This window comes from Chryseobacterium sp. PvR013 (assembly GCF_017833095.1).
Classification (GTDB): domain Bacteria; phylum Bacteroidota; class Bacteroidia; order Flavobacteriales; family Weeksellaceae; genus Chryseobacterium; species Chryseobacterium culicis_A.
This window is the reverse complement of the sequence record NZ_JAFIBT010000001.1, coordinates 2,252,629-2,265,297: the sequence shown is the minus strand read 5'-3', so window position 1 is coordinate 2,265,297 and position 12,669 is coordinate 2,252,629. Positions and strand designations below refer to the sequence as shown.

Sequence of the window (12,669 nt, the reverse complement as noted above, 5' to 3'; positions counted from 1 at the left end):
GCTAGATATAACTGATTTATTTTATAAGATCAATTATTTTATTATTTATCATTTTATTATAATCTCCTTCAAAAAGTCCATTTTTATACTTTTTGTAATATTCAATTTTTGATGTAGAAAATTCATAATATGTTTTGTCATTCTCTTCGAAATATTTTCCATCTAAATAATTTGGATAATTCTTATAGTCATTATCATTTTTAATAATGTATTTATTCGGTATTTCAAGTAAAACTTTATCTTCAGTTTCAAAAACTGTTAATATATCAGAGTAATTAATATTGGATTCTTCATAATCAGGTTTCCAATACATTACTCTTTGTCCTAGCGGATACAAGACTTTATTTTTATATAGATATAGTTTCCATCCAAAATGATTTTTACCATTTACCGGGAAAAAGATTATATAATTTTTAGAAGTATTTGAAAAATATACAATAGGTGAAGAAGTTACCAAATCTTCATTGTTGATTTTCCTAATTATTGCCTTTTCTATGTCATCAAAAACAAAAGTTATAAGCTCGTACCTGTTTTGATCACTTCCTTCAATAAGTGTATTGGATACATTAAAGTTTTTACAGTTTAAAGAATAATTTGCTGTTTCAATATTTTCTTGATTACAACTGATTTTACTTAATTGAATTAAGCTTTGGATATTCTCTACTTTGCTTGAAGTTTCAGATATTGAGGCTTCTTTTTCCTTTCTTGAACATGCAACAAGCATTAGTAAAAATAGCATTAAACAGTTTTTCATCATTTGGTTAAGTTATTTATTCGGATTTTATTCTGCTTTTGTGAACATATCCCTTTTTACCTTCTTTAGAAATTACCAACCACCAATCACCATTTTGGTCTAAAACCTCGACTTGTTCTCCAGTTTTGACCTTTTGAAGAATTTGAGATGATGTATTTTTTTCTTTTCTTAGGTTAGTGAAACCATCAGGATCTATTATTATTGAATATGTTTTTTCTTGATTATCTTCTTGTAAAAGTCCATACTCTTTGGAGTGTTTTTCAAGATTTAGATAACCATAATATTTGTTTTTTTGAAAAGAGTCCTTTAGTTCTGGGTGAGAAACATAGACATTATTTAATAATAAGTATGATTTGTCAGATTGAATATCAACATTTTCCTTACCGGTAAAGCCAAGTTGTAAAAGATAGGCAATAGCCTTTTCTAATGAAGCAGGTGTAATACCATTTGTTTTTATTATATTGTCTTTATTATCAGCTAAATAAGATGTTAATGCATACAGAAAAGAATCTTTAGATTTTAAACTTTCTAATAGTTTTTCTCTAATTTTAAATGAATTTATAGTGTTATTATAGAATACAAACGATAGCCTAGAACTTTGTTCGATATCATCCCAGCTTTGGATATTTTTAACCGCTGAATTAAAAAGGGCTTCATTTTTTTCATAGTTAAACATAACTACCAAATCAACTGCAAGATCAGGATTTTTAGATGCTAGGCTCAAAATGGATGTCAAATCATTCTGGTAAATGATTTTGTTCAGGGTTAGTAATTCTTCGAAATAAGGATAGTTCTTATTACTTTTTAGATCTGCCTTGACATTATCTAAATCGGGTAGAATATCATTACCTATTTTAATATATTTTCCTTCCTTTGATATCTGATAATTGGTAGCTTCATTGAATATTAAAATATCATTATATCCGTCTTGAAGTTTATCGGATTTAATGCCAAGTAGATCTACGTTTATTTTATCAAAATTTTCCTTGGTATTTTTGAATTTATGATGGGTGAAATAACTTTCAATTATTTCAGTTTCTTTTTCTATTATTTTCTCTTCCTGCTTGCCTGAACATGAAATGAATATGAGTGATAATAAAATTAAAAAGGATTTCATCATTGTGCATTTATCTTAATTTTCAAACATTTGGAAACAGTAAGGATTATTTATTTTTTAATTTTTTGTAATGGCATTTCATTATTTACGGGGTTGATAAAATATATAGGATTTCCTGAAATAAAATAATTGTTATCAGATTTTTCAATGTAAATAACTCCCATATCTTCAGAAGAATTATCATATTTTATTTTAATTTTTTGATTATTGACTTCTTCAGCTTTTAATCGGGAATGTGTATTTTTTATTCCTTCTTCAGTAACATCTACAGAAATATCTTCAAGAGAATTTATTGTGATGTTAAAAATAGTTTTTGCTTCGTCTCTATTTGAAGCTTCAAAATGATATTCTCCTGTCCAAAAAATCAGAATTATTTTTCGTTGTTGTAGAAATTTTTTGCGTCTGCTGAACATTTTGAATCTTTGGTTTCGTGTTTTCAATTTTCTTTTCGCAACTAAAAAGTACAATTGAGAAAAATATAAAGGCTAAAAGGTGTTTCATAACTTACTACAAATATTTTATATTATTCAGAACACTTAATAAGGTTTGCAGAAACATTATGCTCCTTATTGAAAGGATTTTCAATTTGTATATTTTTCTTATTTTTTTTATTATAGAAGCCAAACCATGTTAAGGTTATTTTAGATTCATCAATTATTTGAATGTAACCAACGGCCTTTTTGTTATCTAAATTTTCCCAGTTTTGCATTTCATCAGGAAGAGGAATAATCGGAGGAAAATCGGTAAAGTAAAATTCATATTTATTATTGCCTACTTTTTTTAATTGAGCATTCATAGAAAATCTACCTGGGACTGTAAATTGTATATTGTTAATATCTGTCTTAATACTAATAAATTTATCAGCATTGCAGTCTGTTGACCAAATGGAGGATTTGGATAGGGTTATAGAATCTGTTTCTTTTACTACTGTTGATGGTTGATTTTCATTTTGAGAAATTAAAGAGTTAACTCTGTTTATTTCTGTCTTATCTTTTGCTGTTATGCTTTCTTTCTCTTTTTTCTGTTCACATGAGTATGATAGAAATATGAGTGATAGTAAAATTAAAAAGTTTTTCATCATCTGATTTGTTAGTACAAATTGCCTATTAATAATTTAAATAATGTTATTGATAATCATTATCTTGGGGTGGAGTTGTACTCTCATTTTGTAGGTCACCACTTTCAACATATTTTTTTAAAAATGGATAACCAAAATAGTTGTGTTTTTTTAAAATCTCTAGTACTTCAGGGTGATTCATAGTGTTTTTATTTTGAAGATAGGATAGGGTAGTAGCTTGTGAGTTCCAAGAATCTGTGCTTAATCCTTTGTATTGATTGAATGCAGGAATTTCTATATTGGAGATATTTGCTACAATCTCAGCCTTCTCATCAGGTGAAAATGGAGATTTTATACTATCATTATAAAGTATATCAATTACATAATTTGATAAAGCAGAGATGTATTTATCATTATTTTTAGATGTATTTTTTTCTATATACTTAAGTAAATTTTTTCTAATGCTTAGTTTTCCTTCACAATTTTTTACAAATAAAATATTTCCTATTTTTTGAGAAGATTCCGGTGTTTCTTTGGAATATTCCTGAAATAAATCATTTAGAATTATTTCATTTATTTTTTCTTCTTTATCAAAACCAAAATTTATAAGTAATGTTTTCAAGAAATCTTTATCATGAATTAATAACCAAGCTAAGTCTCCTTTACTATTATTAAATAAATATTTGTTTCTAGCAATAATATTTTGATTTAAATTTATTTTTAAATTATTATTCTTTATTTCCGCAATATCATTTAAAAGAGGTAGATCAGATAAAATTTTAAGATTTGAATAAACATATATATGGTCATAAGTATAATCAAATTCTGTTTGTTTAATATTTTGTTCCTGTGATGGATTGACAAAATAGGTAGTGAAATTTTGATGCTCCTTTATTGAGGTACAAGAACAATCTTCCTGGGTTTCAAAAATATTTTTAATTTGCTGTGAAAAAGAATTCTTTTCAGGAACTTGATAGCCATTTTCTTTCAATCCTTGCAGTGTTAATTCTCCACCTAATTCTAGGTCTTTATCTGTTAGCTTATACTGATTTAATGTATTTGTATCATTTTCAGAAAGCTCAATTTTTTCTTGAAGCTTCATATGTTTTTTTATTAAATCTATATCGTTATTTATATTTTCGGCTGTTTTGTTTTTCTGCTTGTCTGAACATGAAAATAATATAAGTGATAATAGAATTAAAAAGGGTTTCATCATTGTGTTTTTATTCAATTTCATTTCCATATAGTAAAAGTTTACCGATAAAATCACTATTCCAATTTTCTATATATATGTTTTGAAGTTCTGAAGCCCAACCAGATGTCTCTTCTTTTTTACCATCAAAGGATGATGAAGAATAAAACTTACCTGTAATAAAATTAAATGTTTTGGAGTATTTTTTTCTAGCTTTTGTATAGTTTAGATCATATCCAATAACCTGTATTTTTTTGTTTTTAGAATCATATCTAAATTTTATTTTTTCAATTAGATTTTTTCTTTCTCCAGAAATATTTGGTTTTGTAACTAGATCTGCATAATCTACTCGAATGGTAATGATTTTATTTTTAATAATAGGATCACTTAAATAATAATCTGATTCAGCATTGTTATATAGAATACTATTATTTATAATGGGGATTTCAACCGTTTTGTTCAAAGAAGATAAATAGATGGATAAAATAAAACTTGAGAGTTCTGAATTTTGTTTCGCCCTAGCTTCGGCTTTGTCCCCAATATCATCATCATCAAAGTATAATGTTTCACATTGTGATTCAATTGTATCGATAGTTTTTACATTATTCTCTTTGCAGTTAATAAAGAAAAGTAAGGATAATAGAATTATTTTTTTCATTTATTCTAATAGGATTTTATCCAAACCAAGTTGTTTAAGGGATGTTTTTTCAGAAATCTCTTTTTGTATCCACTCTTCCTCGCCTGTTTTAGCACTCGTTCCCAACGTTGCAATGAATAATTTTTCAATAAATAAATCATTATTTTTGAAAAATACTGGTATAACTATTTTCCGAGACGTATTTTGATATTGATCAGTGTAACCCAAGATTAAATTGAAAGCTTGTTTGTTTTTTGTATTAGTATCTATTTCTATAAAATCACAGCTAATGTTTTTGGTAAAAAATACTTTATTATCAGTTTGTGCTTTTAAAGTATAGTCATTTATATTTTTTTCTATAAAAACGATGTCATTTTTATCACTTTTATTAAAGTTAACTCTATAATTTTTAGTTTGTGTAGATTCTGAATTAGAAGAAGAGGGTAGATCTTCTTCTTCCATATTTTCTTTAGATTTGAGAAAATATTTTTTGCATTCCGGTAGTTCACATCCTAAGATTTGTGTTTTTTTTCCATCAAAAAAAGAAATATATGAACCTCCATTAATTTGTAAGTCATATTTTTTTCCTTTATATAAATAACCTTTTATATTAATATTACATGGTGTAATCGGATATGAAAAATGCCATTCTTCTTCAGTAATAGGAACTGATAAATTCATGATTTTTTCAATATCATTATTATTGAGAGACCATGCTTTGTCTCTTTCAGTTAATTTTTCTTTTGTAGAATATTCGCCTTTACAGTTGGCAACATAAACTTTTGTATCTATTTTCTTTTTTTCATCTTTATCCTGGCCTTTGCAGCTGAAAAAGAAGAATATAAAAAGTAGTAAAGCCGTAAATTTTTTCATTATTTGTGTTTATTTTAGAATCCTAGGAGTTTTTAGTCTTATTAGAATGGTACACTCCCTAGATAGACTAAATTTTAATAATTATTTTTTTAATATTAGATTTTTTAATCCGTATCTTTTCTCCGTGTATTCGCTTTCAAATAATAATTTACCTTTATCATATCGAAGAGTACTGAAATAAAGTGGTTTATCTGCATCACCTGTATATCCATTAATCACTTGTGAATATTTTAAAAAGATTTTTCCATCAACAGTCTTATCTTCTTTAAGTAGGTATTGATTATACATTTTCCCCATGTTTCCAGATTCTGTATAAACGATAGAATCTTTCTCAATTTTCAATGAAACTCCATAATCATCCAACTTCTCGTTGGTTGCAAAATATTCTCCTGATGGGATAGAAATCTGTTGTTTTGATGATGAAATACTTCCTCCAATTTTCTGTAAATCAGATTCAATAACTTGAGTATTAAGATCATCTTTTTTTTCTTTCTTCAATACACAGCCTTTTCCTTTTTGATTATCTGTGCACGAAATGGATATGAATGATAATAAAATTAAAAAGTTTTTCATGATTTGGTTTATGGGATTGTGTCAACTAGATTTATTGCATCAATATCCATTCATTATTAGTAGATTCTCCTCCAACTCCTTTTATATAGAATTGAGTTTTATCTTTTTTAATTATAAATTTCGGATCAATATCTACACAATTTAATTGATCACCACTATAATATATTTCTAATTGATTGTCTTTTTCGATACCTATATATTTACCTTCACACAGGTTGGACTCCTTATATGTGTTTAGTGATAAGAATATATTACTCTTTTTAATGTCAAATTCATATGAAATAGAAGCCATACCTGTTGTTGTAGCTTCTGTTTCTACTGAAGTAGAATGAGTACCATCATAAGTTGATGAATGGTTTTTAAGATTTTTAAGAACCTCTTTCTGAATAAGACTGGTTTCAAATGCTAAAATATCTTCTGGAATCTTTGAAGTCTCAATTTCTCCTATTTGTTTCCATTTATTCTTTTCATATAAATAGAACGTTGTTTTTGCATTTTGTTTTGGTTCAAATTCTCCATCTTCTCCACCTGTATAAGTGATGAATTCACTAGGTAAATAAGAAGCAACTACATAATAATTATTTTCTTTAATGAGGTTTTTTATAGCTTTTGAATTTTGGGCATCATTTTCAGGATTATTAGATTTCGAAAAAAAACCTTTCGAATTATTAGGGCTCCAAAAATATTGAGCTTCATTACTTTTCCCGATAAAATCTACACTGAAAACACCCATTTTTTTATCTGAATAAGTGTATGTTGGATAGGGATTGGAGATATCTGGAATGAAAAAACCGGTTGCTTGGTATTTTGCATCTAGAAAATTGATAGAGTTCTCATCTAGGTTTGTAATTTGAACTTTTTGAGAATTATCGATTTTTTTAGAATTTTGAACCTTGTTTTTTTCTTGTCCATTACAACTTTGTAAGGTAACAAATGCAATTACTATTAAAAATATTTTATTCATTCTTATTATTTAATATGATTTCCTTTTACAGTTTCATCAAATTTTGTTTTCATAAATTGTTCTGGATCTACACGTGTATTTCCACCATAAAAAACGCCATCCGTTGATGCTTCAATGTGAACATGATAGTATTGAGGTAAAATATCTTTTGCATTCCCTGTATTTCCAGATTTACCGAAAACTTTTCCATGTTTTATCTTTTGTCCTTTTGATACAGAATATGAGTTTAAATGACAATATCTTATCCAGATAAATTTACCATTTTTATCTTTAGATTTAATAGTAACAATCTTTCCTAAATCTCCTTTTGTGTCTAGGGCTTCTACAACTTCTCCACAAAGCATTGATTTTAATTCCTTGTCTAAATTTGCTAAGATATCTGTACCTGTGTGATAATATCCTTTAGGATGTTTGTTATTGTACCTAGGAGTTCTATGAAATCTATTTTTGTTTACGTTGTTACTTTGGTCATTTAATTTTGGATTTTCTATTACATCATCATATTCAAAGCATTGTGAACAATCTTCTGGGCATTTTGATGTTTGCTTTTCATCTGATTTCTCAGGTGAGCTATTACAATTAAATTTTTGTGTTTTATGAGTACTTCCTTCGTCATAGCTATCATGATATCTTTCTAAAATTTCTGAACGTTGAATCTTACCATCTCCTTTATTTATTCCTTTACTTTTTTTATCAACACTTTCATTTTGAGTATATTCAATAGTCCCTTTCTCATATAAAACATAATTATCTGATTGATTTACACCTTTAGGAGCAAATACATGTAAATAAATGTCTTCTGAGGTTTTAATTTTACTTTTTGAAGGTTCAAAATATTTTTTAACATAATCAAGTTGTTTAATTTCTCCCATTGTTGCAAAACGTAATTTTACTTCATGTAATTTATCGAAGCCGCTACCAGATTTAAATTCTCCAATTGCTTGTAATGCAGATTGTGTAAATTGAATTAACCCAACTGCTCGTGAAGTACGAACTTCTTTTCCCGTTTTTTTATCTTTTTGAATAAGCCAGAAATCATCTTTTGTTATGGCCTTGACATTCTTTAAAGTTTGACCCATTATTTGGTGAGCTTTAAATGAACTTGCTGTTTCTACATTCATTACAGCCATTAACCCACTTGCCATCTCCATTTTTCTACTTTCGCCCCATAATTCAGAACATATTTGTACTACTTTCTTTCTAAACTCACAACTCACTTTTTCACCCCAAACTAAGTCTTTATATTGTTCCTGGCATATACAACTTCCTGGTTTCTCAGGTTTCTTTGTTTTCTGCACCCCCGCCGCACTCTTCACCTTTTCCACTTCCATCAAGCCCTCCGAATTTACCCCAAATTTCTGAGATTCTGCGGATAGTTCTTTGGAAATAATTTCTATAAAATAGTTTTGTTTATCTGCATCCGGATCGCCGATACGAGAGTCTATTCCTTTTCCAAAAATATCTTTGCTAATGACAAACCCTGAAGTGTCACATACATCGGCAGGAATTTTAATATTTCCACTTCTGTAAACTTCATCGTTGGAAGTAGTGTCATATTCCCAAACTACATACTGGATGTGTTTCCCCACCATATTTTTGGAGTGAATTCTTACCCTCACTTTATCTCCTACAGCTACTTTGGAAAGCTCTTTTCCTGTATCATCAATGAAAACAGCTTCTATAATATTCCCTTTAGGATCAGGCTGCTTGGGACCTCTTCCTTGTGCGGGCGTGAACTTTGGAGTGTGTTGCTCAGGTTGTGGCTTAGGTTTGGGCTGATTTTGAGGCTGCCCTTTATAATCCGGGTTGGCCACACCTACATTCACCTGGCTGGCTCCCTGAATTTTCCCGGAGTAAGTTGCCGTAACATAGTATTCATGATGGGCTCCTTCATTTTTATCACCTCTCATCATAAACTGATTGGCTACCTGACGAAGAATTTTTTCATCAGACATCAGAGGAATTGACACTTCCGCAATCCCTTTTTCATTCACCCGTGCTTTGTAGCTGCGGGTATGACGGTTATTTTTATTGATGACCGGATCATGGCCTTTGCCTGGAGCATCATCTTCCCAAAGGTGAAATTCTATTTCCTTATTGAACATGGCGATGCAGTGAGCCTGTGCGATAAGAGTATCACGATAGCTGGCTTTATTGACATCTTTTGCCCCTCTGTTAAAAAGGATTACTTTATCTATTTTTGAAATTTTATCACTGGTAGGAATCAGTATAAAAGTACCAACCAGTTCTTTGGTAGCAGGAAGTCCGGGTAAAATCCCTTTTTTATTTTCATAGACTTTCATCTGAAATTCTATTCCCAGTGCTATTTCTCCAAATTTGTAGGTTACTTTTTCTCCCTTTTTAGGCTGGCTGGTGATGTCTTTCCAGGTTCCGTTTTTTTGTTTCTTATAAAGATGCCATTCATATTCTCCTTTCAACCCGAATGAAAGGCCGAAAGGTTGTATTTCGTAGGGATAGGTTTTTCCTACCATAGGATTCTGATTCCCGATAATATTTCCTGTCATGGCTTAGCTGTAATAAAGTTCGTCTGTACCTTTTGTATCTTCCTTGAATGCATCAAAATCTACAACAGGGTTGTAGACTTGCTGTTCCTGTGTATTCGCTTTCCCAACCTGACTTTTGCTGGTTTCACTTTGCTGGCCATGTTTGAGAATGGTGATTTTCCCTCCTGTGCTGCACATGAGTTCTGAAATCTCTGTAAGGCAGCTTTTTCCCATGACTTTTACTTTCTCATACGTTTTCTGCCATTTTCCTGCAGGAGCATAGGCGCAGGGAAGATATCCTCCGGAAGTCGGTTTAAGTTTACATTGTCCAAACGGTTGTGCAGCCGGATCAAGCTGAAGATCATCCTCTGTTACTGCCAGATAATCGGCATTTCCTTCTTCATCATTCCAGTAATGTTTCTGGTGGCTGGTAACTTTAAATTTTGGAAATTTGAAACCCTGATTACACTGTACAGTTCCTTTTTGCACAATGAAATATTTTCCTTCATGAGGAGTGGAGCCGCTGTCTTCTTTTGTATCTTTCTTTTTCTCTTTATCGGATTGCTGATCCGTTTTTTCAGATGATTGCTCTTCGTTTTTTGTTTGCTCTTCCGGAGCATTTTCTTCACCGGAGCTCATCTCATCTGTAGTTTCTTCCTGTGAAGAGTCTGAAATATCCTGATTCTGAGTTTCGTTTGTCATAAGCTGTGGATCTTCCGGAATATAAATCGTTTTTCCGGGAACAGGTTCCTGCATAACATCTTCCGGCGGGCAGTGGAGATTATGATAGGTTTTTAAAATGCCCTCATTTTTCAGCTTAAACTGCCGGGCCAGCGAACTGAATGTATCGCCTTTTTGTGTGACATAATTTTTCATATTATCCTTGTGTTATATTGATGTGATGTTGGTGTATCAACTCTTCTTCATGATTGAGTGCAACCGAAGCTTTAGCCTGAAGAAGATTCTTATTTTTTTTGTGAGTGATGTATTCTAATATAATAGTTCCTGATGCAGGTTCAGAAGCCTGTTTCTGAAGTTTAATGCCCCGCATGATCTCTTGTGACGTACATAATTCAATGATTTTACCCTTTAAAATGGTCAAAACAGAATCTTCATCTTCATTTTCCTGATCAGTATTGATTTCACACTGTATAGGAAATGAGTTTTGTAAAAGATAAAAAGGTTCTTTCCACTTTGTTTTCTTCTGAAACCAGTCTGTTTTCGGAAATAACGTCTGAAATAAGAGTTTACTCTTGAATTGCTGCAATAAAAATAATTCATCCTGAATACCTCTTTCAAACACATTCATATAGTTTTGAGCAACTTCGCCTACGTAAAATTCCTCAAGTTCTTTGCGCTTTCCGGGAAATGTTTCTACCATTTTCTTATGGTCTGCAAATCCTGTGATTGTGCCTTGTTTATTCATTATAAATTCAAGAGGCATAATGCTTTGCATACACGCAATAGAAAGACTGCTTACTTTATCATCGGGTGTATTTCCCTTGGAGGTAAAATCTTTCTGAAGATAGCTCAGGATGTACTGATCTGTATTTTTGTTTTTGTGAAGATCAAGGTGAACCGTATAATGAATGTTAACCGGAGATTCGAACGGACTTTCAAACGTTTCCTGAACAGTATAGGTCTTAGCAAAAAAAGAATCTGATAGCTGAGCAGGAAGATTTTCTTTCCTTTTCTTTTCCTTTTGCGCTTCGGTCTTGAAATCAGTAGGAACATAGATTTTTTTAACGTCATTAAGATTTTCAAACCAGACTGTATCCATCTTTTGACAATGAGAATTGTGAAAGAGTTTTAGCTCCTCACTGGTCATGCCCAGCCGGGAAGCAATAGAGGTCAGCGTGTCTCCATTTCGTACCTGATATTGTAAGAAATCAATTTCCATTCAATGTGAATTATCCTATAAAGCTATTAAAAAACTCAATTTGAAATTAATTTTAGGGGTTAAATTTTAGAAATTGTAGTAGAATTACGACTTTAATTTTAAGAAACACGCAAAACCACCCCGTCAAAAATTCTTTGAATTTTCGCTCCCCTCCAGAGAAGGGGGATTTTTACGTCTTCAGTTGTGATGCTAGTCAGGATGGGAGTTTTTGTTGATGCTTTCTTATTGGTTTAATGCGGCTGGATTCCTACGGAATGACATAATTGGAATGATGGTTTATCCATACAGTTTGTCATTCCGTAGGAATCTCAGCTCTTATAATGGTTTTTAAAGCTTGAGTTGTAACTTAAAATAAGCAAATAAGAAACTTTTGTGATTTTTGTGGTTTCATGATATACCATACAAACAAAAGTTATTATTAATTTTAAAGCTGTAAAAAAGCAAATATGAAGAATAGATTTTTATACGGAGTTTTCATTGTATTGACTGGTTTAAGTTTGGGAAATGCTCAGGAATTTAGAGAGCAGTCTTCTGTTTTTTTTACCACTAAAGCAAAAGATACGGTAAAAATTAAAGAAACATTTAACGAAAATGATACTGCCAAAACTGAAGATTTAAAAGACCGGTTGAAACCTATTCAGGCCAATTTTAAAAGAATCAACTCAATGACAAAATGGACTTCTGTCAAAAATAGAAGTATTGAAGGAGAATCAGCAGAAGGAGGGGAAGCTGTATTTTATTACACCCATAAAAACCTGGAAAAAGTGATCGCCAGACATTACGGAGAAATGGGGCAGGTACTGATAGAATATTATCTGTTGAATGGACAGTTATCTTTTGTTTTGGAGAAAGAATACAGGTATAACCGACCGCTTTTTTATGATACCAAAGCAATGAAAGAGAATAAGGATACGGAAGCCTTTGATTTTAAGAAGTCAGAAATTACTTTAACCCGGAATTATTTTGAAAACGGAAATATAATTCTGATCAATAATACTGCGGGGCGCGGATTTACTATCAGTGCAGACTATCCGGCCGAACAAGAGAAAAGTATAACAGAGGATTTTAAAAGACTCCTGAAACTGGCTGAATAATACT

The 12,669-nt window shown here is 30.7% G+C and carries 13 protein-coding genes; 1 reads left to right on the top strand and 12 read right to left on the bottom strand.

From position 1 onward, the window contains the following. Positions 1-16: 16 nt before the first annotated feature. The 12 genes from JOE44_RS10175 to JOE44_RS10120 form a co-directional block, all read right to left on the bottom strand. A complete protein-coding gene (locus JOE44_RS10175) occupies positions 17-757 on the bottom strand; it encodes a hypothetical protein (protein WP_209785502.1) in 741 nt (246 codons plus the stop codon). 13 nt (positions 758-770) lie between these two features. Further along, complete coding sequence (locus JOE44_RS10170; protein WP_209785501.1) at positions 771-1,874, bottom strand: SH3 domain-containing protein; 1,104 nt, start codon at positions 1,872-1,874, stop codon at positions 771-773. Positions 1,875-1,921: 47 nt separating this feature from the next. After that, on the bottom strand, positions 1,922-2,284 hold the full coding sequence (locus tag JOE44_RS10165) for a hypothetical protein (RefSeq protein ID WP_209785500.1): 363 nt from the start codon (positions 2,282-2,284) through the stop codon (positions 1,922-1,924). 110 nt (positions 2,285-2,394) lie between these two features. Then, positions 2,395-2,952, bottom strand: coding sequence for a hypothetical protein (locus JOE44_RS10160; protein WP_209785499.1), 558 nt, complete (start codon positions 2,950-2,952; stop codon positions 2,395-2,397). 43 nt (positions 2,953-2,995) lie between these two features. Then, positions 2,996-4,171, bottom strand: a complete 1,176-nt coding sequence (locus tag JOE44_RS10155) for a hypothetical protein (protein ID WP_209785498.1) — start codon at positions 4,169-4,171, stop codon at positions 2,996-2,998. Then, positions 4,152-4,778, bottom strand: a complete 627-nt coding sequence (locus JOE44_RS10150) for a hypothetical protein (protein WP_209785497.1) — start codon at positions 4,776-4,778, stop codon at positions 4,152-4,154. Before JOE44_RS10150 ends, JOE44_RS10155 begins: the two co-directional genes overlap by 20 nt. Continuing rightward, the gene (locus JOE44_RS10145; protein ID WP_209785496.1) at positions 4,779-5,630 is read right to left on the bottom strand and encodes a hypothetical protein; all 852 of its coding nucleotides are present in this window, start codon (positions 5,628-5,630) and stop codon (positions 4,779-4,781) included. An 81-nt stretch (positions 5,631-5,711) separates the two neighbouring features. Beyond that, on the bottom strand, positions 5,712-6,203 hold the full coding sequence (locus JOE44_RS10140) for a hypothetical protein (protein ID WP_209785495.1): 492 nt from the start codon (positions 6,201-6,203) through the stop codon (positions 5,712-5,714). 31 nt (positions 6,204-6,234) lie between these two features. Then, a complete protein-coding gene (locus tag JOE44_RS10135; protein ID WP_209785494.1) occupies positions 6,235-7,167 on the bottom strand; it encodes a hypothetical protein in 933 nt (310 codons plus the stop codon). A gap of 5 nt (positions 7,168-7,172) precedes the next feature. Beyond that, the gene (locus JOE44_RS10130; RefSeq protein WP_209785493.1) at positions 7,173-9,692 is read right to left on the bottom strand and encodes a M23 family metallopeptidase; all 2,520 of its coding nucleotides are present in this window, start codon (positions 9,690-9,692) and stop codon (positions 7,173-7,175) included. A 3-nt stretch (positions 9,693-9,695) separates the two neighbouring features. Further along, positions 9,696-10,547: a PAAR-like protein gene (locus tag JOE44_RS10125; protein ID WP_209785492.1), complete on the bottom strand. Its 852-nt coding sequence runs from the start codon at positions 10,545-10,547 to the stop codon at positions 9,696-9,698. 1 nt (position 10,548) lies between these two features. Further along, positions 10,549-11,571 carry a LysM peptidoglycan-binding domain-containing protein gene (locus JOE44_RS10120; protein ID WP_209785491.1) on the bottom strand — a complete coding sequence of 341 codons (1,023 nt, stop codon included), beginning with the start codon at positions 11,569-11,571 and terminating at the stop codon, positions 10,549-10,551. Between the two features lie 446 nt (positions 11,572-12,017). On the opposite strand from JOE44_RS10120, the gene JOE44_RS10115 reads away from it, so the two are divergent. Then, entirely contained in the window at positions 12,018-12,665 is a 648-nt protein-coding gene (locus tag JOE44_RS10115) for a hypothetical protein (RefSeq protein ID WP_209785490.1), read from the top strand. Positions 12,666-12,669: the final 4 nt, after the last annotated feature.